A 22,825-nucleotide genomic window follows, 5' to 3' on the forward strand; every position below is an offset into this window, starting at 1 on the left:
CCGGGTGCGCGCGGCCGGCGGCAGGTGCAAGGACGGAGCGGGGGCGAAGGGAGACGGAGCGGTGCAGGAGAGGTCGGAGCGGACCCGCAGGCGGTTGGTCTTCGCCGGGGCCGAGATGTTCCACCGCAACGGCTACGCCAACGCGACGCTCGGAGAGATCGCGGGTGCGGCCGGGGTGACGAAGGGGGCGCTGTACTTCCACTTCGCCTCCAAGGACGAGCTCGCCGACGCGGTCCAGCGGCGCGGTTGCGGCCTGTTGCACGAAGCGGTCCGGGTGCTGCGTGAGGGCGGGGCCTCGCCCTTGCAGACGCTGATCGACACGACGCACTGGCTGGCGCGGACGCTGCACGAGGATCCGGCGATCCCGGCCAGCTTCCGGATCACCAAGGAGTGCGCCGGGCAGCAGCCGGCCGCGGTCGACTTCCACGGGGCGTGGCTGTCGGCCGTGTGCGAACTGCTGCGGATGGCGCGGGACATGGGCGAGCTGCCGCTGGACCGGCAGGTCGGGGGCGTTCCCGGCGACCGCGACGGCGACCGCGCCGGGGCCGGGGGTGGCGGTTCGGCCGCCGACCGGTGGGAGAGCGCCGAGGCGCTGGTGGCCGCCGCCGTCTGCGGCATCGAGGTACTGGCCGGCACGGGCCTGTCGTACGCGGAGCTCCAGCGGAAGGTGGCCGCCCTGTGGGGGCTGCTGCTGCCGAGCCTGGTGGGCGCGGAGCGGGTGCGGGAGTACCGGACGAGGGCCCCCTCCGGCGGAGTTGCGGCCGGTGCGGGTGCGGGTTCCGGTGCCGGTTCCGGTGCCGGCGAGGAGCGGCGGTACGAGTTCCTCGGGAGCGGGGTCTAGGACCGCTTCCGGTGGATCACGTCCGGCGGGTCCGCGCGACGCGCGCGGACAGGTACGGGCCCGGCCGGTCCGGGCGCACGGGACGGGGGCCACAGCGACCCGCGTCATCGAGGTGAATCGACGAACTGCGGAGGGGGAACCGTGAGGATTCAGATTCTGGGACCGCTGAGGGCCGAGGTCGACGGGGAGTCCATCGTGCCGACCGCGGCCAAGCCGCGGCAGATCCTGGCCCTGCTCGCCCTGCATCCCGGCCGGGTGATGCCGGTGCCCACCCTCATGGAGGAGATCTGGGGCCAGGAGCTGCCCCACAGCGCGCTCACCACCCTGCAGACCTACATCCTCCAGCTCCGCCGCCGGCTCGGCACGGCCATGGGCCCGGGCCGGCCGGGGGCCGCGAAGGAGGTCCTCACGACGCGGCACGGCGGCTACCTGTTGCAGGTGCCGCCGGAGTCCGTCGACGTCCACGCGTACGAGGACCTCGTCGCGCGGGGCCTCGCCGCCTTCGAGGGCGGCGACGACGAGGGCGCGGCCACCCTGCTGCGGGCGGGACTCGCGCAGTGGGAGGGGCCGGCGCTGGTCGACGTACGGGTGGGCCCGGTCCTCGCGATCGAGGTCATGCGGCTGGAGGAGAGCCGGCTGGTCACGCTGGAGCGGCGGATCGACGTCGACCTCCGGCTGGGCCGGCACACCGAACTCCTCGCCGAGCTCACCGAGCTGACGGCACGGCACGCGCAGCACGAGGGCCTGCACTCCCAGCTGATGGTGGCGCTGTACCGGTCGGGGCGGCAGGGCGCGGCCCTGGACGTGTACCGGCGGCTGCGCGGACGGCTCATCGGCGAGCTGGGCGTCGAGCCGGCGCCGCAGCTCCAGCGGCTGCACCAGGCGATGCTGACGGTGGATCCGGCCCTGGACGTGGTGGCCGGCCCGAAGCGGGGATCGACCTTCGACCTCTACGCGGCCTGACCGCGGCCGGGGCCGGGGCGGGGCCGGGGCGGCTCCACCGGCCCGGGCGGGGGTGACATCGTGGGCGCATGGAAGACATGGGGTTCAGGCCGTTCCGGTTCGACGTGCCGCAGGAGGAGCTGGACGACCTCGACGGGCGGCTGCGGCGGGCGCGCTGGCCCGACGAGCTCGACGGGGTCGGGCGGGCGTACGGGATGCCGCTCGGGGAGATGCGGGAACTCGTACGGTACTGGCGCGAGGAGTACGACTGGCGGGCCGCCGAGGCGCGGCTGAACGAGTGGCCGCAGTACACCACCGTCATCGACGGGGCGCGCGTGCACTTCGCGCACGTCCGCTCGCCGGAGCCGGACGCCCTGCCCCTGCTGATGACGCACGGCTGGCCGGGGTCCTTCGTGGAGTTCCAGCAGGTGGCCGGGCCGCTGACCGACCCGCGCGCGCACGGAGGGGACCCCGCCGACGCCTTCCACCTGGTGCTGCCGAGCATTCCCGGCTTCGGGCCCTCCGGGCCCACCACCGGCACCGGCTGGGAGTTCAAGCGGGTCGCGCGGGCCTTCGGGGTGCTGATGGAGCGGCTCGGGTACGACGCGTACGGGGTCCAGGGCGGTGACTGGGGCGCCGCGGTCTCGCGGGAACTCGGCAGGATCCGCCCCGGCGACGTCGTCGGGGTGCACCTGAACCTGCTGCCCGGGGCGGGAGCCACCCGCGAACCCGCGCCGGCGGAACTCGCGGCGCTGGACCCCGCCGAACGGGAGCGGACGCTGGCCTCCTGGGAGCGCTACCGGGTGTGGGCGCGGGAACGGCAGGGGTACGCCGACATCCAGGCGACCCGGCCGCAGACCCTCGCGTACGGGCTGAACGACTCGCCGGTCGGGCTGCTCGCCTGGATCGGGGAGAAGTTCGCCGAGTGGAGCGACCCCCGGACGCCCGTCGACCGGGACCAGATGCTGACCAACGTGATGCTGTACTGGCTGACCGGGACGGCGGGGTCGGCCGCCCGCATCTACTACGAGCGGGCCCACGCCGACTACCACGGGCGGCCGCCGGAGGTGTCGGACACCCCGACCGCGCTCGCCGACTTCCCCCGCGACAACTTCGTCCCGCTGCGCCACGTCGCCGCGCGCACCGATCGGATCGTGCGCTGGACCTCGTACGACAGGGGCGGGCACTTCCCCGCGATGGAGGTCCCGGAGCTGCTGGTGGAGGACGTACGGGCGTTCTTCCGGGACGGCGCCGTCCGGCATGTGGAAACCGGCGGTGCGGACCGCGTGGTGCTGTGATCATCGGCCGATGGACTCCGAACGGCGCACCCCGCCCGTACTGACCGGCGACGAACGCTCCACCCTGACCAGCGTCCTGCAGTGGCAGCGGGACACCCTGCGGATGAAGTGCGCCGGCCTCACGGACGAGCAGCTGCGGCGCCGGGCCGTCCCGCCGTCCGGACTGAGCCTGCTGGGGCTGGTCCGGCACCTGGCCGAGGTGGAGCGGGGCTGGTTCCGCAACGTGCTGAACGGGGAGGACGCCCCGGGCCGCTTCCCGAAGAACGCCGCCGGGGAGTGGACGGAGTTCCACGTCGAGGACGCGGACCCCGCCGAGTCCTTCCGGATCTGGGAGGAGGCCTGCGAGCGGTCGCGGGCCGTCGTGGCGGCCGCCGAGTCCCTCGACGTACGAGGGCGCTCCGGCGGCCAGGCGTACTCCCTGCACTACATCCTGGCCCACATGATCGAGGAGTACGCCCGGCACAACGGGCACGCCGACCTGCTGCGCGAGGCGATCGACGGGGTCACCGGGGAGTAGGGGCGCCCGCCGGGAGGCAGGGGGGCGGGCCTTGGCCGCCGGTGTTAGGCGGAGACCGTGCCGGCCCGGTCGACGGCGTCGAGGGCGGTCTGCCAGGGGAAGTGCGGCGGGACGTCGGGCCCGTCCGGGCCGGGCGGGAAGCCGCCCTCCCCGAAGAGCAGTTCGGCGCCGGCGCCGCGCAGGACGGCCAGCGACTGCTCGAACTGGGGGTGTGCGGCGAGGGCGGCGTTGGTGCACGGCATGGCGACCACCGGGGTGCCCTTGCCGAGGGCCTCGGCGGCCACGCCGACGGTGAAGCGGTCGGTGAGGCCGAGGGCCCAGGCGTTGACCGAGTTGAAGGTGGCGGGGGCGAAGAGGACGGCGTCGGCGGCCGGCCACACGTCGGGCTCCCCGGGGAGCTCGTACTGCCAGCGCACCGGGTGACCGGTCAGGGCGGCGAGGCCGTCGAGGCTTTCCGCCACCCACTGCGCCGCCGCCGGGGTCAGGCCCAGGCACACGTCCCAGCCGCGCGACTGGGCGTCCTCGATCACATGGGCCACGTCGAAGACGGGCGGGGCGGCGGAGCAGAACAGGTAGAGAGTCCTCGTCATGCTGTTATGTGATCACATTCCTGGCCCTCAACTCTCCTCGAGGGCCGGGCCGCTGACGTCGCGGCGACGGTGGACGCGGGCCGGGAGGGCATCCCGGCCCGGTTCAGGCGGCGGCCCCGGCGGTGATCCTGGCGGTGAAGGCGTCCAGGTTGGCCCACATCCGCGCGAGGCGGTCCTCGACCGTCAGCGACTCCTCCTGGCGGCCGGCGCGCAGCTTCGGCTGCCGCTTGCCGCGTACGTAGAGGGAGCAGGCGAGGTCGGCGCAGACGTACGTGCCGACCGTGTTCCCCTCGCGTCCTCGGGCGCCCGCCAGCGGGGCGGCGAGCAGGGTGACCCCGGACGAGGCGTGTCCCGTCAGGCAGATCTGGCACAGGCTGGACTTCACCGCGCTCGTCCGCGTCGCGGCGGGCACGCGCAGGGTGATGCCGACCGGACCGTCGGGGCGGGGGACGACGAGGTGCGCCCGCAGCGGGGCGCCCGGGTCCACCCAGCCCAGGAAGTCCAGGTCCTCCCAGGGCAGTACGGCGAAGTCGAGCGGCAGACGCAGGCGCGCCGCCTCACCCTTGGTGCAGTTCACGAAGGACGAGCGGATTTGTTTTTCGGTGAGCGGTTCCACGGGAGTCGACCCTACGGGGCGTGCGGGGCGCTCCGCACCCCTATTTGCGCAGGTGGAAGGGGGGCCGGGGGCGGACGGTGGGCCGGGGCGGGGGATTCCGCGGAACCGGCCGCCGGTGAACCGATGAGTCCGGGCGACAGGGCGGGTCTACCCGTGCGAGAGGCGGGAGTCGGGCCTCCACGCAGGATGTGGACACCGTCCACTTTTCTGGCTAGGCTGCGGAGCGTCCGGATGTGGACGCCGTAAACATTTCTAGGGGAACCCTCATGCGCAAGGTCATCGCCTCCGTCTTCGTCTCGGTCGACGGCGTCTTCGAGGACCCGAGCTGGTCCATGCCGTTCTGGAACGCCGAGGCGGAGAAGTTCGCCGGCGAGCAGCTCGCGGGCGCCGACGCGCTGCTGCTGGGCCGGGTGACGTACGAGGCGATGGCGCCGGCCTGGACGGCGCGGGCCGAGGGCGCCGACGCCGGGACCCAGCGGATGAACGCGATGCCGAAGTACGTCGCGACCTCCAGCTCCGCCGCCCCGGAGTGGAACGCCACCTTCCTGACGGGTGACCTCGCCGCCGAGGTCGCCGCGCTCAAGCAGCAGGACGGCGGAGACCTGCTCGTCTACGGCAGCGGACGGCTCGTCAACGCCCTGCTGGCGCACGACCTGCTCGACGAGCTGCGGCTGTGGACCCTGCCGGTGGTGCGGGGCGCGGGGCGCAAGCTGTTCGGCGAGGACTCGCCGGTGAGGACCCTGCGACCGGTGGGGACCACCGCGCTCGGCGGCAACGGGGCGCAGGTGCACGCGTACGTGCCGGTGCCCGCCGCCGGCTGAGCCTGCCCTCCCCCGGTCCCCGTCCACGTCCCCGTATCCATCAGGAACAAGGAGCAGCACCTCATGAGCGAGCAGCCGGTGAAGGGCCCCGCCAGCTACTTCCCTTCGATCGAGAAGAAGTACGGCCGTCCGGTGGCCGAGTGGAAGGACCTCATCCGGACCTCCCCGCTGACGAAGCACATGGAGCTCGTCTCCTGGCTGAAGACCGAGTACGGCATCGGCCACGGCCACGCCAACGCGCTGGTCGCGCACACCCTCGCGGAGAAGTAGACGCTCACGCATGCGCCGGAGCGTCCGGGCCATGTCCTGTCCCGCCGGACGCGGCTTGACTGGGCGCCATGACGAACAGCACGGACCACGACACGGCCGGCAGCACGGACCACGGCGCACGGGGCGGTACCACCCTCGTCGTCGGGGGCAACGGCAAGACGGGACGACGGGTCGCCCAACGGCTCCTGGCCCAGGGGCGCGCGGTGCGCGCCGGCTCCCGCACGGGTGAGCCGCCCTTCGACTGGGCCCGGACCGAGACCTGGGGGCCCGCGCTGGAGGGCGTGGACCGGGCGTACGTGACCTACCACCCGGACCTGTCCTTCCCGGGGGCCGCCGACCGCGTCGGCGCCTTCGCCGAGGCCGCCGTGGCCGTCGGGGCGCGGCGACTGGTGCTGCTGTCCGGACGGGGGGAGGAGGCGGCGCGGCGGGCCGAGGACAGGCTGCGGGACTCGGGAGCCGACTGGACCGTCGTACGCGCCAGCTGGTTCCACCAGAACTTCGACGAGGACCTCTTCCTGGACTCCGTACGGGCCGGGGAGATCGCGCTGCCCGTGGGGGACGCGCCGGAACCCTTCGTGGACGCCGGTGACATCGCCGACGTGGTGGTGGCCGCGCTCACCGACGACCGCCACACCGGCAGGACGTACGAGCTGACCGGGCCGAGACTGCTCGGCTTCGCGGAGGTGGCCGCCGAGCTCTCGAAGGCGACCGGGCGCGAGATCGCGTACGTCCCCGTGACGGAGGCGGCGTACCTGGCGGTGCTGCGGGAGCGCGGCCTGCCGGAGGAGTTCGCGGAGCTGTTCCTCCTGATCTCGAGCGGGCGCAACGCGCACCTGGACCACGGGGTGGAGGAGGTCCTGGGGCGGCCCGCCCGGGACTTCGCCGACTACGCGCGCGAAGCGGCGGCGACCGGGGTCTGGGACGTCCGGGGGTGAGACCGGGCCGGCACCGGGGTGCCCGCCCGGCCCCGGCTCAGGAGAGCTCCAGGACCCCGACGGGCTGGGAGCCGCTGAGCTCGCCGGTGGGCCGGAAGCCGAGGCCGAGGTAGAAGGGCGCCGGGCTGTCGTCGCCCTCGTGCCAGGTGACGTAGGCCCGGGTCCCGCCGCGCCGGCGGATCTCCTCGGTGACGGCCTCCACGGCGAAGCGGCCGTAGCCCTTGCCCTGGTGGCCGGCGGCGATGTTCAGGCGCCAGATGCCGGAGCGGCGGTGCCCCGGGTCCTTCGCCGGGTTCCAGACGATGTCCAGGAAGGCCATGACGAAGCCGACGACCTCGTCGCCGTCGACGACGGCGCGGGGCCAGGCGGTCTCGCCGTGGACGTAGGCCTCGGCGAGGGACGTGGCGACGGGCGCCACGAGGTGCTCCTGGTCGGGGCGGACGCGGAGGGCGGTGACGGCGTCGAAGTTGTCGGGGGTCACCGGCACCAGGCGGAGTGATGAGCTGATCATCCGCGCAGCCTAGTTCTGTCCCAGGGATCTACTAAAAAGAACGGGGCGTGCGGTATATTTTCAGGTGTCGCGACGCCTTGAGGAGGGTGTCCTGGAACGAGGGGCGTGGTCTGGGCGTGGTGGCCGGTGAGCGTCGTTCCGTGGGCCCGGAGGAGTCACGCGGTGGCCTTCGTCAGTCGCGTCGCTTCCAGTTCCTGCGAGTACGCCAAGGCCTCTTTGTAGACGGTGACCGTCCGGCCCTCGGAGATGTCGACGGCGGTGAGCACCGAGGACTGGACGATGCTGGGCAGCAGATGGCGCAGCAGCGCGGTGGCCCGGGTGCCGAGGTCCCGGTAGTCGGTGAGGGCCTGCGACATCGACTGGATGCCGGCGTAGGTGCCCACGATCACGTCAGCGGTCTCGGCCGGGACGACGTGGGGGAGCAGCTCGCCCCTGCCCTTGGCCTTCTCCAGGCGCTCGCCCACGGGAGCGACCCAGGCGAGCCAGGGGCCGCTGCGGTCGAGCCCCCGGGCCAACTGGTCCATGGCCAGCCGCACGCTCGCCCGGACCATGGCATCGGTCTGGAGGCGGTACGTGTGGAGCATCATGATGTCCACGACCTCCTGCACCATGGTCGCGCGGTCGGGGATGACCAGGTTCTGGTTCTGGGACGCGAGAACGCCGTGGGCGAGATCCTCCTTCGACTGGAAGTGGAAGTACAGGGCTCCCTTGGTCACCCCGGCCTCGGCGAGGATTTCCGAGATGGTGGCTGCCTGGTAGCCGCGCTCCTCGAAGATCTTTGCCGCAGCTGCCAGGATCGCCTGGCGCGTGCGGATGGCTCGTACCTGCTCAGCCATGCTGGCTCCTTCCTCCACGGGAGCGGAGCGTCGGAAGCCTGGTGCAAACCGCCCGTCCCGTACGTATCTTACAGCGCGTAACTTCTACGCCAACCCTGAAGCCGCGCCGACGCCTGGTGCGTCGAGGAAGACGGACGGTTCCGAGAAGCGGGGGTGGCCGAAACCGCGATGGCCGATTCTGCTCGAGAGAATGCCCCTGACCTGCTTGTTCCGCTTCTGGCCGGGCAGAAGCGAGGTGTCGTCGACACGACGGAAAGGGCTGGATCCGTTCAGGGAGAGAGGAGCGCCGACGGGGCGCGGTCATGGAGCCGGTGCCGAGGCGCTGGGCGGAGCCGGGCGGGCCTCGGCACCGGGAAACGCGGCCGGAGCCGGAGTCGTCAGGAGTACGAGGCCGCCGTGACGATGGCGCTGAAGGCGACGGTGCCGTCCTGGTGGCCCGTCACCCGTACGGCGTCGTCCGCGCCGGGCGTGTCCGAGTAGAGGCGCTCCGCCTGGATCACGCACGGCATGTCGAACTCGACGTACCGCTTGAACTCGCTGCTGATGCCGAGCGGCAGGAAGGACGAACGTCCGAGGGTGGCCGCCGCGGCCTGTCGGGCGGCTTCCACGAGGAGCATGCCCGGTACGTGGTCGAGCGGGTGGTCGAAGAGGATCGGGTGGAGGGTGTCCACCCTCAGCTGCCAGTGGTCCGGCGCGGCGGTCGGGGACAGGACCACGTCGGTGGGGGACAGTCGCCCCACGCTCTGCGGAGCGACGGGAGCCGTCAGGGGCAGCGGACGGTGGCCGGCCTGCCGGGTGTGCGGGGGGCGCAGGCGCTCGTAGACCGCCGGGCTGGTGCAGGTGGAGGAGACCCGCCCGGTCGCGACGACGTGCCCGTCGCGGCGGACCACTGCCTCGTAGGTGATCTTGCTCAGCTTCCCGGCCCGGCGCCTGATCTCGGTGAAGGTGACGTCGATGTCCAGGGACGTCGGCTGCGTCCGCTGGGCCTTGAGGTGTTCCGGCTGGTGGATCGTGATGCCGAGGTCCCACAGCAGGTACTGGTGACCGAGAGGCAGGCCGAACTCGGCGTGCCCGAGCAGGATGCCGACCTGCCGGATCGTCTCGACGCAGATGAGCGGATCGTGGTGGTCTCCGGCGACCTGGGTGTAGAAGCTGTGGCTGCGGGGCCACTGGGCGGTGACGGAGAAGCGGGTGTCGTCGACACGCTGCCAGCCGGTCAGGAAGACTTCGGCGGCGGACGCCCGGTGCACCAGTTCCTTCGGAACGGTGGTGGTGAGCGACGGATAGTCGTATCCGCTCCGCCCGAGTGGCGAGAGTGCGGCCCGCAACGTCGGGTCGTAGGTCGGAGTGCGCTCGACATGAAACGTGCTCGCGCTCATTGTTCCCCCTAGACAGCGCTGGCGAGTTACAGGTGTGACCTGCGAGAAAAATATATACCAACCGGTTTTTTATCCAGAGCGAGAGTCACCTTTGCCGGGGAAATATGCGGAGGTCTCCATTCCGGCCAAACCTCCGTCCGACCGTTTTCCCAGTTCCCTGACGGTGGGCCGACGTTGAATCTTGGCCACCCGGCTGGAACGAGCTCAACCGGACCGAGAGTGGTTCTTGAGTCTGAGGTCGGCGGGAGGTGGTGTCCCGCTCCAGAAGCCGGTGGATCCGCATCGGAAGAGCGCTTTGCGGTCTGCGACGGCCCGGCCGTTCGACTCGGGGCCGGCCCCTTCCCCGGCGGCCCACGCATTCCGCCACCGGAGGGTCTCGAACCGGCCCGCCGCAGGGCGTGCGCCGTCCCGAACGGTTCTGCCGTTGCGCGATCCGTGGAGCGGGCCGGGCGGTCGGCGGGAGACGCTCCCGCCGGATGCCGGTCGGCCAGGCCGGTCCGCCGTGCGCGTTCGCGGTTTGCCAGGGCGAAACGCCCCGGGTGGCTCCGCGGCCCGGCTCCGGCTCGCCGGGGCGCGGGCGCCCGAGCCGGCGGGCGAATGGTCTACCGCCCGGCAGAAGGGTTCCGGGCGGGCGGGCGGAGACGGGTTCCGGCCTGCCGCCGGCTGGGTTCCGGCCCTGGGGCGGCGGCTCGCGCCCGTAGCCGGTGGGACCCGTTCCCCTTCGTCTTGAGCGACGTTCGAGCCGGGCTCGGTCAGGGCTCCGCCGTTCGCCAAGTGTAAATATTCTTCAGCAAACCGCTAGAGCGGTTTGTAAAGCCTCCGCCCTGTGCGGCATCGAGGTATGTCCGGCCGTTGCACTCTGCGTGCCAGACCGAGGGGGAAGGGGTGTCAGCCGACCAAAGGGTTGGTTCTCGGCCGTTTGTTGGCTTGTATAGCGCGCCTCCGGTCACGCCCAGCCCCTTCTGTGTCGGCGGAAGAGGGGCGTCCGACGCTCCGCTTGCGGTCAAAGTCGCAGCTAGAGCCCTGTTTTTGGGTTCCGGCGAGGTGGGAGGCTCCAGAAAACGGTACAGCCGGTTTGGTATTGACAAACCGGCTCGTCTGTTTTTTGCTCGTTCCAGCGAAAGTCGAGGGCTCATCCATGGACGAAGCAGGGGAGTACGGCGTGGACATCGATGTACTGGGCGCACTGACCGTGCGGGAGAACGGGGTCTCCATCACGCCGACCGCGGCCAAGCCCCGGCAGGTGCTGGCGCTGCTCGCGCTCCACGCCGACCAGGTCGTGCCCGTGGCCGCGCTGATCGAGGAGCTGTGGGGCGCCGAGCCGCCGCGCAGCGCCCGTACGACGCTCCAGACGTACGTGCTCCAGCTGCGCGGGCTCATCGCCACCGCGCTGGAGGGGACGGACGGGACGCGGACCCCCAAGGACGTCCTCGTCACGCTGCCCGGCGGGTACATGCTCAACAGCGCCGGCGGGACCAGCGACGTCCGCGAGTTCGACCGGCTGGCCGGGATGGGCTACCGGGCCATGGACGCCGGGGACTTCCCCAACGCCGCACGGCTGCTGCGCGAGGCGCTCGCGCTCTGGTCCGGCCCCGCCTTCGCGGACGTCGACGGCGGCGTGCAGCTGGACATGGAGACGCGGCGCCTGGAGGAGACCCGGCTGTGCGCGCTCGACCAGCGCATAGAGGCCGACCTGCGGCTCGGCCGGCACCGGGAGCTGCTCGCGGAACTGACCGTGCTCGCCAGCCGGTACCGCATCCACGAGAACCTGCACGGGCAGTTCATGCTCGCCCTGCACCGCTCCGGGCGGCGCGGCGAGGCGCTCAACGTCTACCAGCGGCTGCGCGCCACGCTGGTGCGCGAGCTCGGCATCGAGCCCTCCGCCGCCCTGCGCGGTCTCCAGCGGTCGATCCTCATGAGCGGACCCGAGACCCCCGCCGAATCCCCGGAGACCGCCCGCAAGCGGCTCGCGCGGGTGGGGTGAACCCGGTATCGGGATGATCGGCCTGAGAAATCGTGTACGGGGATGTGAGGAAGCGCGCGGGAAAACCTGAGAGTTAATTTGCGTTAACGGGAATCGGAACAAAGATGGCCAGCCCGATCGCCGGGCTGAGCACGGGGTTCCGTCTCCAATCGGAATCCTGCCTTTCGAATCCGCCGTCTGTTCGCCTGTTTCGGAGGTCCGCTCGACGTCGGCTCGAGCGCCCGGTGATGTTGCCCTGGGCTGCCTTACCGTCATCGGGTCGAATACTGAAAACCGAGAGTATCTCGACGAAATATGGAGGGGAGACGGGAGACCGTGAAGATTCAGGTTCTGGGTCCGTTGAGTGCCGAGGTCAACGGGGCATCGATCGTTCCTACGGCGGGCAAGCCGCGTCAGATCCTGGCGCTTCTCGCGCTCTACCCGGGCCGGGTGATGCCCGTACCGACCCTCATGGAGGAGATCTGGGGGACGAAGCTGCCCGAAAGCGCGCTCACCACCCTGCAGACGTACATCCTCCAGCTGCGCCGCAGACTCGGCACGGCCATGGGACCCGGGGCACCCGGCACCGCCAAGGACGTGCTCGCCACCCGGCACGGCGGCTACCTGCTCCAGATCCCGCAGGAGTCGGTGGACGTCCACGAGTACGAGGCCCTCGTGGCCGCCGGCCAGACCGCCTTCGACGACGGTGACGACGAGCGCGCCGCGGACCTGCTGCGCAAGGCCCTCGACCTGTGGCAGGGACCCGCGCTGGTCGACGTACGCGTCGGGCCGATCCTGGAGATCGAGGTACTGCGCCTGGCGGAGAGCAGGCTGGTGACCACCGAGCGGCGCATCGACGTCGACCTGCGCCTGGGGCGGCACACCGAACTGCTCGCCGAACTCACCGAGCTGATGGCCCGCAACCCGCAGCACGAGGGCCTGCACTCGCAGGCCATGGTCGCCCTGTACCGCTCGGGCCGGCAGGCCACCGCACTCGACGTCTACCGCAGGCTCCGGGCCCGCCTGATCGGGGAGCTCGGCGTCGAGCCCTCGCAGCAGCTCCAGCGCCTGCACCAGGCGATGCTGCGGGTGGACCCGGCGCTCGACGTGGTCGCGGGACCGCGCCGCAGCTCCACCTTCGACCTGTACGCGGCGTAGGCGCGGCGGGCGGGCGACCGCGCCGCCGACCCCGTGCGGCGCCGGTGCGCCGGGCGGTCCTGCCGCCCGCGCCGCGGACCGGCCGCCCCGGGCCGCCCTGGTGCACCGGCGGGTGCGCGGCGGGGCCGTGACCTGGTTCTTCGAGCGGTGCTCGGCCGGGGCGTGAGCGGCTCTCCAGTGCGGGCGGTCAGGCTCCTGGCGACCCGGTGTGCGTCGGTGCGCCGGCGGACGAGGAGAGAGGCGACCATGCAAGCCACGGATCAGCTGGAACTCGTCGACCTGGCCCGCATCCTGCGGGTCTGGGGCGGCGAGGAGGACTGTGTCGAGCTGAGCGAGGACCTCCAGGACCTGTACTGGATGGAGCTCGGCTACGACTTCCTCTCCGTCCTGCAGGCCACTGGCTCGATCGAGCGGAAGTTCGACATCCTCATCGACGGGGACCTCCTCGAAATGGCCGACACCCCGAGGCTCTTCCTCCAACTGGTCAACGGAGTGCTGGGCAGCCGGGCCGCCGTCTGAGACTCGAGCGGCAGTCCACGCGGGCTCCGGCCGACTCAGACAGGCTCTGTGTCAAGCGTTGAGAGAGGTGTCTGATGTCTGTCGAGCGAGTGCACCGGTTGTCATGCGCGGTTGACGCGGCCGCGCCCGCCGGAGCCCTGTACACCCTGGTGGCCGACACCGCCCCCTGGCCGCTGTTCCTGCCGGACGCCGTCCACGTCGAGCGGCTGGACTTCGACGGCACCACCGACCGGTACGCCCAGTGGGCGATCGTGGACGGGGAGCTGCGGCGTTCGCTCTGGCGGCGGACCCTGGACCCCGACCGGTGGCGCATCGGCTTCCGCGAGGAGCGCCCCGACGACCCCGTCGCCGCGGCGGGCGGCAGCTGGAGCGTGACCGAACTGGCCCCGGGCTGGTCGCGGCTGACCCTGGAGCAGGACCTCACCGTCTCCGGGGGCCGCGGGGCCGAGGCCGAGCGGGTGCTGGCCTCCGCCGGGGAGCGGGGCCGGGCGGTGCTGCACGGTCTGCGGACCGCCGCGGAGAGCTGGCGGCGGCTCGACGAACTGCTGCTGTCCTTCGAGGACTCCGTACGGATCGAGGGCCCGGCCGAGCCGGTGTACGCGTTCCTGTACGGCGTGGACTCCTGGCCGGGCCGCGTCGCGCACGTCCTCGAGGCCGAGGTCACCGAGGAGCGGCCCGGCGTACAGCGCACCCGGCTGGTGAACCTGGCCGACGACGGCTCCTCCTACACCACGGAGGGGGTACGGGTGTGCTTCCCGGCGGCCGGGCGCATCGTCTTCAAGCGGACCCGGCCGCACCCCCTGCTCGCCGCGCACGCCGGAGAGTGGTCCCTGGAACCGGACGCGGAGGGGGTCACCGTGGTGTGCCGGCACGACGTGCTGCTGGACGAGCGGGCCGTGGAGCGGGTCCTGGGGCCCGGCGCGGACCTCGCGCGGGCGCGGCGCTCCGTGCGCGAGGTGCTCGGCCGCGAGGCCAGGGCCACGCTGGGCCCGGTGCCGCAGTCCGCCGGGGACACCGTCAGGGCCCTGCGGTCCGTCTGAGGGCGCCTTCGCGGCCCGTGCGCGCCGCGGGGGACCCGTCACGCCGTCACGCCCCCGGGGGACCCGCCCGCGGGGACCCTGAACGCCCGCCCGTCACCCACCACCGTCTTCGCCGAGGTGGTGGGTGGCGGGCTTCTCAGGTCCGGCGACCGGCGGTGTCGAGCCGGCGCAGTGTGGCCGGGTGGGCCAGGCAGGGCATGACCACCCGCCAGAAGCCGGCCAGCGTGCGCGGGGCGAGCCACTGCGGGTCGTCGCGTGCCAGGGCCTCGAAGCCGAGGGTGGCGGCCACCACCGTCGCCGCCACGTTGCGCAGGTTCAGGCCGGGCAGCAGGGTGCCTTCCTGCGCGGCCTCGGTGAGCAGCCGGTGCACGTACTCGTGCCACTCCCGGGGCAGGGCGTAGACGGGGGAGTACGCCGGCTCCCGGTTGAGCCGGAATCCGGCCCGTGCCACGACATCGGACAAGAGCAGCCGGGCGAGGGCCTGCGAGCTGTCGGCGAGGGCCTGGAGGGCCGACGTCCGCTGCGCGTAGACCTCGCAGGCGACCGCGCGCAGGGCCCGCGCCCCGGCGGCCTCGACCGCCTCGGCCACCGCCGCCTTGTTCTCGAAGTGGAAGTGCAGCGCGCCCGGGCTCACGCCCGCCCCGACGCTGATCATGCTCAGCGTCGCCTCGGCGTAGCCGCGCCGTCCGAACACGGTCGCGGCTGACTCAATCAGTGCTTGACGGGTCCGGACGGCGCGTTCTTGTTTCATCACGCATAGCTCCTGTATCAGTTTCCTTCCATTATTAAACCGCGCCGTTGGTATAAAAGAAGGGGGGCGAGGCGGGCAGGTGGCTGGTTTGGTGGTGATTCCTCCCCTGTGGTGGCCGGTTTAGGGCTATCCGTCCCCGTATCTCAGGGGCATGTGAGGCCTTTGACAAACCGGCGACGCGGTTTGTATCTTCGCTGACGTTGGCTCAACCGAGCTTGAGGGGAGGGGGGCAGATGAACCAGCGGACCATCGCTGTACTGGAACCTCACGCAGCCGCCGCCGGAGTGAACGGGGGGTTCGTTCCGGCCGAAGGAATCAGGACACCACAGCACGCGCCGACCCAGTCGGCCCTGTGGCGGATCCTCATCGTGGACAGCAACACGGCCGAGGCGGAGACGCTCGCACGCGGCCTGCGCCGCCACGGGCACGAAGTCGACATCGTCGGCACGGGAAGCGAGGGACTGCGCGGCTACGCCGACGCCGACCTCGTGCTCCTCGACCTCGAACTCCCCGACCTCGACGGGCTGGAGGTCTGCCGGAGCATCCGCGCGGCCCACGAGATCCCGGTGATCGCGGTCACCGCCCGGGGCAGCGAACTGGACCGGGTCCTCGGCCTCCAGGCGGGCTCGGACGACTACCTCGTCAAGCCGTACGGCTTCCGCGAGCTGATGGCGCGGATGGAGGCGGTGATGCGCCGCGCGCGCCCGAGCCGGCCCGTCGCGGCGACCATCACCTGCGGCCCGCTGCGCATCGACGCGGGAACGCGCGAGGTGACGCTGAACGGGGAGCCCGTCGAGACCACGCGCAAGGAGTTCGACATGCTCTACCTCCTCGCGTCCCATCCCGACACCGTCATCCCGCGCAAGATGCTGATGCAGCAGGTCTGGGGCGACTCCTGGTCCCGCCGGACCGTGGACACCCACGTCAGCACGCTCCGCAACAAGATCGGCGCCGGCTGGATCATCACGATCCGGGGCGTCGGTTTCCGGTTCGGCCAGGCGGCCTGAGCCGGCCGGCCCCGCGGGATCCCGCGGAGGACCGCCGACCACCGATACCAGCTGAGGGGGACGACCATGACCGCGACGTCGCTGTGCCGGGGCGAGGGCTGCCGCAGCGGGCAGGCCGGCGGACGGCCCGGCAGGCGTACGGCCGACGGCAGCCTGCTGTGCCGTTCGTGCCGCGAGCACCTCACCGCCGGCCTCGCCGAACTGACCCACCTCTACGAGGAGTGCGGACGGATGCTCGGCGGCGCGGCCCCCGGCAGCCTGCGCGAGCGGACCAGCGGCGGATACCTGCCCGGGCTGCCCTTCAACGGCGCCGCGGCCGACGTGCGGGCCCGCATGGTCTCCGTCCTCGGATCGTGGAGCGGGCTGGTCGCGCAGCAGCGCGGGTTCACCGCACCGCCCCGGACCGTCGCCGCGCTCACCGCCTTCCTGCTGCGCAACGCCGACTGGCTCGCCGCCCACTCCGCGGCCGCCGAGGCCACCAAGGAGATCGCCCGGCTGGTCCGGGCCGGACGCCGCGCGGCCTTCCCGGACCCCGCCCGCAGCATCCGCCTCGGCGACTGCCCCGAGCCCGGCTGCTCCGGCGCCCTGGCGCTGGCCGTACGCGCCGGTGCGCCCGCGGCCGGGGAGGCCGTCGCGTGCGACGCCGACCCGGCCCACCGCTGGACCAGCGACCGGTGGAGCGAGCTCAGCCGCTCCATGGACTCCGCCCGCGAGCCCGGCGCCGCCCCGGCGGCCGCGACCGAACGCTGGCTGGCCGCCGCCGACATCGCGCGGCTGTGGCACACCCCGACCGGCACCGTCTACCGGCTGGCGAGCGAAGAACGCTGGCGCAGGCGCAACCGCGCCGGCCGTACGTACTACCACGAGGGCGACGTCCGCGCCTGCTTCACCCGGCGGGCGGCGCGCACCTGAGCCACCCGCCCGCCTGATCCTCCGCAGCGGTCAGCACGGCATCCGGTAGGACCCGGATCCAGCCGTCTGACCGCTGCTTGACGTTGTCTTGGCCGCCCCTCGACACAGCGGACCGGCCCTTGTGGAACCTGACCTACTCCTGAATCCAGGGCCATTGAACGGCCGCTCGCGTCCGAAGAACCTTGTAGTCAAGATCCGGTGCACTGTCTCCGGAGGCTGAATTCAAGGAGACGTGATGGACGCCCCAGTGATCGTCGTCGGCGCGGGCCCCGCGGGCATGATGCTCGCCGGCGAGCTGCGGCTGGCGGGAGTCGCCGTCGTCGTCCTGGAACGCCTCGAACGGCGTACAGGCGAATCCCGCGGGCTCGGCTTCACCACCCGCACGATGGAGACCTTCGACCAGCGCGGCCTGCTCGAACGCTTCGGCGACATCGAACGCAGCACGCAGGGCCACTTCGGCGGGATCCCGCTGGACTTCGGGGTGCTCGACGGCGCCTGCCAGGCCGCCAAGACCGTGCCGCAGTCCGTCACGGAGACGCACCTGGAGGAATGGGCCACCTCGCTGGGCGCCGACATCCGGCGCGGCCACGAGGTGCTCTCCGTACGCGACGACGGCGAGGGCGTCGACGTCGAGGTCCGCGGTCCGGACGGCACGCACACCCTGCGCGCCGGCTGGCTCGTGGGCTGTGACGGCGGCCGCAGCACCGTGCGCAAGGCGGTCGGGTTCGACTTCCCCGGCACGGCGGCCACCATGGAGATGTTCCTCGCCGACATCAAGGGCATCGAGCTCAAGCCCCGCATGATCGGCGAGACCCTGCCCGGCGGCATGGTGATGGTGGGCCCGCTGCCCGGCGGCACCACCCGCATCGTCGTCTGCGAACGCGGCACCCCGCCGCGCCGGCGCGAGAGCCCGCCGTCCTTCGAGGAGGTCGCGGCCGCCTGGCAGCGGCTGACCGGCGAGGACATCTCGGCCGCCGAACCGGTGTGGGTGAGCGCCTTCGGCGACGCGGCACGCCAGGTCACCGAGTACCGGCGCGGCCGGGTCCTGCTCGCCGGCGACGCCGCGCACATCCACCTGCCCGCCGGCGGCCAGGGCATGAACACCGGCATCCAGGACGCCGTCAACCTCGGCTGGAAGCTCGCCTCGGTCGTGCTCGGCCGGGCCCCGCTGAGCCTGCTCGACACCTACCACGGCGAACGCCACCCCGTCGGGCGGCGCCTGCTGATGAACACCCGGGCCCAGGGACTGCTGTTCCTGAGCGGCGCGGAGGTACAGCCGCTGCGCGACTCGCTGCGCGAACTCATGGCGTACGAGGACGTGGCCCGCCACCTCGCCGCCATGGTCACCGGACTGGAGATCACCTACGACGTCGGCAGGGGCGGCCACCCCCTGCTCGGCCGCCGCATGCCCCGCCTGGAGCTGACCGGCGCCGACGGCCGCCCGACCTCCAGCACCGAACTGCTGCGCCCCGCCCGCGGGGTGCTCCTCGACCTGGCGGACAACCCCCGGCTGCGCCAGCGCGCCGCGGCCTGGGCGGAACGGGTCGACATCGTCACCGCCCGGCCGCGCGAGACACCGGCCGGCGGCGACGGGCCGCACGACACCACCGCCCTGCTGATCCGGCCCGACGGGTACGTGGCCTGGGCCGCGCCCGGCAGCCACCACGACCTGCCGATGGCGCTGGAGCGCTGGTTCGGCACGCCCTGACCCCCGGCGCGCCCCGACGACCGGCACTCCCGGGCGGCCGCCACACCCCGGCGGCCGGACGAGTACGTCACGAGGAGGAACCACCCCATGGCAACGCCCACCGCGGCGATCGAACGCGCTGCGCCCGGAGCTTCCGAGGAGCGCCGCGGCATCGTCCGCGCCGCCCGTACGGTGCTGGCCCGCGAGGGCTGGACGCGCTGCACCTGCGAAGCGACGGCGCGGGAGGCGGGCGTGCCGCCGGAGTCCGTGGAGCGGCACTTCCCGGACCAGAAGCTGCTGCTGCTGAGCGTGCTGCTGGACAGCTCCGCCTCCGTCGCCGCGGCCCTCGAGGCCGTCGCCGAGAGCCACCTCGCGGAGATCACCGACCTGGAACAGGACCTCATCGCGCTCGGCCGGGCCTGGCTGGCGCCGCTGGAGGCCTTCCGCGAGCACTTCGCGATCGTCCGTCACATCAGCGCCGAGGTCACCCGCCTTCCGGCCGAGGCCGTCCAGAAGTGGCAGGCCGCCGGTCCCCGGCGGGCCCGCGGCGCGCTGGCCCGCCGGCTCCGGCACCTCGCCGACCAGGGCCTTCTCGACATCTCCGACGCCGACCAGGCGGCGGAACGTTTCATCCTGCTGGTTCCCTCCGGCGTCGTCCAGCGCTCCTTCCTCGGGGCGCTGCCCGTGCCCGAGGACGAGGCGGACGCGCTCATCGCCGACGGAGTGGCGGACTTCATCCGCCTCTACCACCCCTGAACCAGCCCCAGACCCAGCCCCCGGCTCACGGAAGAGAGACACCGAATGCAGCACAGCAACCTCATCGTGGCCCGGATGGACAGCATGTCGAGCGACCAGGTCGCGAAGCTGTTCTCCGAGTTCGACAAGACCGACATGCCCGCGCGGATGGGTACCCTCCGCCGCCGCCTGTTCATGTACAAGGGGCTCTACTTCCACCTCCAGGACTTCGCCGAGGACGACGGCGGCGAGCGCATCCAGGAATCCCGCACCGACCCGCGCTTCATGAAGATCAGCCACGACCTGCTGCCCTTCATCCAGCCGTACGACCCCGCCACCTGGCGCAGCCCGGCCGACGCCATGGCCACCCGCTTCTACGACTGGACGGCGTCCGAGTGACGTCCGTCCGGGCCGATACGAGAGGAGGGCCGCACCGGTGGTTCGCCGGGTAGTGATCACAGGACTCGGAGTGCTGTCGCCGGGAGGCATCGGCACCCGGGACTTCTGGAACCTGCTGAGTTCGGGGCGTACGGCGACACGGGGGATCACCCTCTTCGATCCGTCCCCCTTCCGGTCCAAGGTGGCGGCCGAGGCCGACTTCGACCCCGCGCTGCACGGGCTGACCCCGCGGGAGGTCCAGCGGATGGACCGCGCCGCCCAGTTCGCCGTCGTGGCGGCCCGGGAGGCGGTGGCCGACAGCGGCCTCGACCTCGCGGGGCTGGACCCGTACCGCACCGGTGTCAGCTTCGGCACCGGCATGGGAGCCGTCGGCAGTCTCGACAGCGCGTACCGTGCCGCCAGCGACAGCGGGCGGCTGGGCGCGGTCGACCCCAAGGACGCGCCTCCCCATCTGTACGACCACCTCGTGCCCAGCTCCTTCGCCGCCGAGGTGGCCTGGGCCGTCGGCGCGGAGGGACCGTCCACGGTGGTCTCCACCGGCTGCACGTCCGGGATCGACTCGGTCGCGCACGCCGTCGACCTGATCCGCGAGGGCAGCGCCGACGTCATGGTCACCGGCGCCGCCGACGCCCCGATCACGCCCTTCATCCTGGCGTCCTTCGACGCGATCAAGGCGACGACCACCCTCAACGACGAGCCGGAGAAGGCCTCCAGGCCCTTCGACGCCTCCCGCAAGGGTTTCGTCCTCGGCGAGGGCGCCGCGGTCTTCGTCCTGGAGGAACTGCAGAGCGCCCGCGACCGCGGCGCGCACGTCTACGCGGAGGTCGCCGGCTACGCCTCCCGCTCCAGCGCCTTCCACATGACGGGACTGCGCCCCGACGGCCGGGAGATGGCCGAGGCCATCACCGTGGCGCTGGACGAGGCACGGCTGAACCCGGGCGACATCGACTACGTCAACGCGCACGGCTCCGGCACCAAGCAGAACGACCGCCACGAAACGGCCGCGTACAAGCTGGCCCTCGGCCCGCACGCCTACGGCACGCCGGTGAGCTCGATCAAGTCGATGATCGGGCACTCGCTGGGCTCCGTCGGCTCCATGGAGATCGCCGCGTCCCTCCTGGCGATGGAGCACCACGTGGTGCCGCCCACCGCCAACCTGCGGACCAGGGATCCCGAATGCGACCTCGACTACGTTCCGCTCGTGGCGCGGGACCACCGCACCGACGCCGTCCTGACCGTCGGCAGCGGATTCGGCGGCTTCCAGAGCGCGATGGTGCTGGCCCGTCCCGACAGGAGGACCGCATGAGCGCCAGGACCCTGGTCACCGGCATCGGTGTGGCCGCCCCCAGCGGGCTCGGGGTGGAGGACTTCTGGGCGGCGACCCGTATCGGCAAGAGCGCCATCGGGCCCGTGACCCGGTTCGACACCTCTTCCCACCCCGCGCGGCTCGCCGGGGAGATCCACGGCTTCGAGGCCAAGGACCACCTGCCCGGCAGGCTCGTACCGCAGACCGACCGGGTGACCCAGCTCGCCCTCGTCGCCGCCGACTGCGCCTTCGCCGATGCCGGTCTCGCGCCGGGCGACATCCACCCGTGCGACATGGGCGTGGTCACCGCGGCCGGCTCCGGGGGGCTCGAGTTCGGCGAGAACGAGCTGCGGAACCTGTGGAACCAGGGCCCCCGGCACGTCAGCGCGTACCAGTCCTTCGCCTGGTTCTACGCCGTCAACAGCGGGCAGATCTCGGTCCGCAACGATCTGCGCGGGCCCACCGGCGTCCTCGTCGGCGACCAGGCGGGCGGACTCGACGCGCTGGCCCACGCCCGGCGCCAGCTCCGCAAGGGCAGCAGCAGGCTGATCGCGACCGGCGGTTTCGACGCCTCGATCTGCTCCCTGGGCTGGGCGGCGCACCTCGCGGGCGGCCACCTGTCCACCAGCGACGAACCCGAGCGCGCCTACCTCCCCTTCGACGAGGCGGCGTCCGGCTACGTACCGGGAGAGGGCGGCGCCCTGATCCTCCTGGAGGACGAGGACAGCGCCCGTGCCCGGGGCGCGCGCACCGTCTACGCCGAGTTCGCGGGATACGGAGCCACGCTCGACCCCAGGCCGGGCAGCGACCGGGAACCCGGTCTGCGCCGGGCCATCGACGCGGCGCTCACCGACGCGTCCTGCCATCCGGCCGAGGTCGACGTGGTCTTCGCCGACGCCGCGGGCGTCCCGAGGCTCGACCGTGAGGAGGCCGAGGCGATCTCCGCGGTCTTCGGCCCCCGCGGGGTGCCGGTCACCGCACCCAAGACCATGACGGGGCGGATCAACGCGGGCGCGGCACCGATCGACGTGGTCTCGGCGGTTCTCTCCATGCGGGAGGGCCTGATCCCGCCGACCGTCAACGTGGAGCTGTCCCCGGCGTACGACCTCGACCTGGTGGCCGCGCGGCCCCGGACGGCCTCGGTCCGTACCGCCCTCGTCCTCGCCCGCGGCCGCGGCGGCTTCAACGCCGCGGCCGTGGTGCGCGCCGTCGACTGACGGCGCCCCCCAGCCGGCGTCCGCCCCCGTCCGCGCTCCGACGGAGGCGGCGTCCTTTGTGCCCCGCAGCCGAAATCCCCGGCCGCGGAAGACCAATGAAGGGATCCATCGTGTCCAAGCAGGAATTCACCTTCGACGACCTCAAGCGCATCCTCCTCGAGGGTGCCGGCGCCGACGAGGGGGTCGACCTCGACGGCGACATCCTCGACGTCGAGTTCGAGACGCTGGGCTACGAGTCGCTGGCGCTGCTCGAGACCGGCGGCCGCATCGAGCGCGAGTTCGGCATCACGCTCGACGACGACGTGTTCGTCGACAACACCACGCCGCGGTCCCTGGTCGAGGCCATCAACCTGAGCCTGCGCGCCCTCGTCGACGCCTAGGCCTTCCGCGACGCCGGGCGGCCGCCCCCTGGTACGGCGGCCGCCCCGTCGGCACGGTGCCCACGGCCGGCACACAGGGTTCGTCCTGGGGTTCCGTTCGTCCCCGAACGGTTCGTCCCGAGTCTGAAGGAGTCATGAGCATGTCGCAGTCCGGTCTGCGGGAGGTGGAGCACGAGATCACGGTCTCGGCTCCGG

25 protein-coding genes are annotated in these 22,825 nt (G+C 72.4%); 19 read left to right on the plus strand and 6 right to left on the minus strand.

From position 1 onward, the window contains the following. The first annotated feature begins 61 nt into the window (after positions 1-61). The 4 genes from ACZ514_RS30755 (at position 62) to ACZ514_RS30770 (ending at position 3,598) form a co-directional block, all read left to right on the plus strand. A complete protein-coding gene (locus tag ACZ514_RS30755) occupies positions 62-841 on the plus strand; it encodes a ScbR family autoregulator-binding transcription factor (RefSeq protein ID WP_469126194.1) in 780 nt (259 codons plus the stop codon). A gap of 141 nt (positions 842-982) precedes the next feature. Next, the gene (locus ACZ514_RS30760) at positions 983-1,804 is read left to right on the plus strand and encodes an AfsR/SARP family transcriptional regulator (RefSeq protein WP_468175028.1); all 822 of its coding nucleotides are present in this window, start codon (positions 983-985) and stop codon (positions 1,802-1,804) included. A gap of 68 nt (positions 1,805-1,872) precedes the next feature. Beyond that, positions 1,873-3,081, plus strand: coding sequence for an epoxide hydrolase family protein (locus ACZ514_RS30765; protein ID WP_468175024.1), 1,209 nt, complete (start codon positions 1,873-1,875; stop codon positions 3,079-3,081). A 10-nt stretch (positions 3,082-3,091) separates the two neighbouring features. Next, the gene (locus ACZ514_RS30770) at positions 3,092-3,598 is read left to right on the plus strand and encodes a DinB family protein (protein WP_468175021.1); all 507 of its coding nucleotides are present in this window, start codon (positions 3,092-3,094) and stop codon (positions 3,596-3,598) included. 44 nt (positions 3,599-3,642) lie between these two features. On the opposite strand, the gene ACZ514_RS30775 is transcribed toward ACZ514_RS30770, so the two are convergent. Both ACZ514_RS30775 and ACZ514_RS30780 read right to left on the minus strand, forming a co-directional pair. After that, positions 3,643-4,188, minus strand: coding sequence for a flavoprotein (locus ACZ514_RS30775; RefSeq protein ID WP_468175018.1), 546 nt, complete (start codon positions 4,186-4,188; stop codon positions 3,643-3,645). A gap of 103 nt (positions 4,189-4,291) precedes the next feature. Continuing rightward, positions 4,292-4,804, minus strand: a complete 513-nt coding sequence (locus ACZ514_RS30780; protein WP_468175015.1) for an FBP domain-containing protein — start codon at positions 4,802-4,804, stop codon at positions 4,292-4,294. 266 nt (positions 4,805-5,070) lie between these two features. Here ACZ514_RS30780 and ACZ514_RS30785 point away from each other — a divergent pair, with 266 nt between their 5' ends. The 3 genes from ACZ514_RS30785 to ACZ514_RS30795 all read left to right on the plus strand — a co-directional run bounded on the left by ACZ514_RS30785 (position 5,071) and on the right by ACZ514_RS30795 (position 6,830). Continuing rightward, complete coding sequence (locus ACZ514_RS30785) at positions 5,071-5,625, plus strand: dihydrofolate reductase family protein (RefSeq protein ID WP_469126195.1); 555 nt, start codon at positions 5,071-5,073, stop codon at positions 5,623-5,625. Between the two features lie 63 nt (positions 5,626-5,688). Next, the gene (locus ACZ514_RS30790) at positions 5,689-5,895 is read left to right on the plus strand and encodes a DUF4287 domain-containing protein (RefSeq protein WP_468175009.1); all 207 of its coding nucleotides are present in this window, start codon (positions 5,689-5,691) and stop codon (positions 5,893-5,895) included. A 68-nt stretch (positions 5,896-5,963) separates the two neighbouring features. Further along, positions 5,964-6,830, plus strand: coding sequence for an NAD(P)H-binding protein (locus tag ACZ514_RS30795; RefSeq protein WP_469126196.1), 867 nt, complete (start codon positions 5,964-5,966; stop codon positions 6,828-6,830). 37 nt (positions 6,831-6,867) lie between these two features. Here ACZ514_RS30795 and ACZ514_RS30800 read toward each other — a convergent pair whose 3' ends face one another. From ACZ514_RS30800 to ACZ514_RS30810, 3 genes are all read right to left on the minus strand, one after another. Then, positions 6,868-7,338, minus strand: coding sequence for a GNAT family N-acetyltransferase (locus tag ACZ514_RS30800; protein ID WP_469126204.1), 471 nt, complete (start codon positions 7,336-7,338; stop codon positions 6,868-6,870). A 158-nt stretch (positions 7,339-7,496) separates the two neighbouring features. Next, a complete protein-coding gene (locus ACZ514_RS30805) occupies positions 7,497-8,177 on the minus strand; it encodes a ScbR family autoregulator-binding transcription factor (protein ID WP_469126197.1) in 681 nt (226 codons plus the stop codon). Between the two features lie 377 nt (positions 8,178-8,554). Beyond that, positions 8,555-9,556 (minus strand): ScbA/BarX family gamma-butyrolactone biosynthesis protein, encoded by a 1,002-nt coding sequence (locus tag ACZ514_RS30810; protein WP_469126198.1) that lies wholly within the window; start codon positions 9,554-9,556, stop codon positions 8,555-8,557. 1,162 nt (positions 9,557-10,718) lie between these two features. On the opposite strand from ACZ514_RS30810, the gene ACZ514_RS30815 reads away from it, so the two are divergent. From ACZ514_RS30815 to ACZ514_RS30830, 4 genes are all read left to right on the plus strand, one after another. Beyond that, complete coding sequence (locus ACZ514_RS30815) at positions 10,719-11,540, plus strand: AfsR/SARP family transcriptional regulator (protein ID WP_468175094.1); 822 nt, start codon at positions 10,719-10,721, stop codon at positions 11,538-11,540. A 315-nt stretch (positions 11,541-11,855) separates the two neighbouring features. Then, positions 11,856-12,677 (plus strand): AfsR/SARP family transcriptional regulator, encoded by an 822-nt coding sequence (locus ACZ514_RS30820; RefSeq protein WP_362457485.1) that lies wholly within the window; start codon positions 11,856-11,858, stop codon positions 12,675-12,677. A 246-nt stretch (positions 12,678-12,923) separates the two neighbouring features. Further along, positions 12,924-13,196 carry an acyl carrier protein gene (locus ACZ514_RS30825; protein ID WP_469126199.1) on the plus strand — a complete coding sequence of 91 codons (273 nt, stop codon included), beginning with the start codon at positions 12,924-12,926 and terminating at the stop codon, positions 13,194-13,196. Between the two features lie 74 nt (positions 13,197-13,270). After that, complete coding sequence (locus ACZ514_RS30830; protein WP_469126200.1) at positions 13,271-14,236, plus strand: SRPBCC family protein; 966 nt, start codon at positions 13,271-13,273, stop codon at positions 14,234-14,236. 136 nt (positions 14,237-14,372) lie between these two features. Here the strand turns inward: ACZ514_RS30830 and ACZ514_RS30835 are convergent, their stop codons facing one another. Next, entirely contained in the window at positions 14,373-14,987 is a 615-nt protein-coding gene (locus ACZ514_RS30835; protein ID WP_468174989.1) for a ScbR family autoregulator-binding transcription factor, read from the minus strand. A 233-nt stretch (positions 14,988-15,220) separates the two neighbouring features. Between ACZ514_RS30835 and ACZ514_RS30840 the strand changes: the two genes are divergently transcribed. From ACZ514_RS30840 to ACZ514_RS30875, 8 genes are all read left to right on the plus strand, one after another. After that, positions 15,221-15,994, plus strand: coding sequence for a response regulator transcription factor (locus tag ACZ514_RS30840; protein ID WP_469126201.1), 774 nt, complete (start codon positions 15,221-15,223; stop codon positions 15,992-15,994). Between the two features lie 66 nt (positions 15,995-16,060). After that, positions 16,061-16,906, plus strand: a complete 846-nt coding sequence (locus tag ACZ514_RS30845; RefSeq protein WP_469126202.1) for a hypothetical protein — start codon at positions 16,061-16,063, stop codon at positions 16,904-16,906. Between the two features lie 235 nt (positions 16,907-17,141). Further along, on the plus strand, positions 17,142-18,614 hold the full coding sequence (locus tag ACZ514_RS30850; protein WP_469126203.1) for an FAD-dependent monooxygenase: 1,473 nt from the start codon (positions 17,142-17,144) through the stop codon (positions 18,612-18,614). Between the two features lie 87 nt (positions 18,615-18,701). Beyond that, a complete protein-coding gene (locus ACZ514_RS30855; protein ID WP_468174980.1) occupies positions 18,702-19,349 on the plus strand; it encodes a TetR/AcrR family transcriptional regulator C-terminal domain-containing protein in 648 nt (215 codons plus the stop codon). A 45-nt stretch (positions 19,350-19,394) separates the two neighbouring features. Then, positions 19,395-19,727 (plus strand): TcmI family type II polyketide cyclase, encoded by a 333-nt coding sequence (locus ACZ514_RS30860; protein ID WP_388945592.1) that lies wholly within the window; start codon positions 19,395-19,397, stop codon positions 19,725-19,727. A gap of 37 nt (positions 19,728-19,764) precedes the next feature. After that, the gene (locus tag ACZ514_RS30865) at positions 19,765-21,033 is read left to right on the plus strand and encodes a beta-ketoacyl-[acyl-carrier-protein] synthase family protein (RefSeq protein ID WP_468174977.1); all 1,269 of its coding nucleotides are present in this window, start codon (positions 19,765-19,767) and stop codon (positions 21,031-21,033) included. Continuing rightward, positions 21,030-22,250, plus strand: coding sequence for a ketosynthase chain-length factor (locus tag ACZ514_RS30870; protein ID WP_468174974.1), 1,221 nt, complete (start codon positions 21,030-21,032; stop codon positions 22,248-22,250). The genes ACZ514_RS30865 and ACZ514_RS30870 overlap by 4 nt, the downstream gene beginning before the upstream one ends. Positions 22,251-22,360: 110 nt before the next feature. Continuing rightward, the gene (locus tag ACZ514_RS30875) at positions 22,361-22,630 is read left to right on the plus strand and encodes an acyl carrier protein (RefSeq protein WP_468174971.1); all 270 of its coding nucleotides are present in this window, start codon (positions 22,361-22,363) and stop codon (positions 22,628-22,630) included. Positions 22,631-22,825 lie beyond the last annotated feature (195 nt).

Source organism: Streptomyces sp. NPDC034086, from assembly GCF_055575515.1.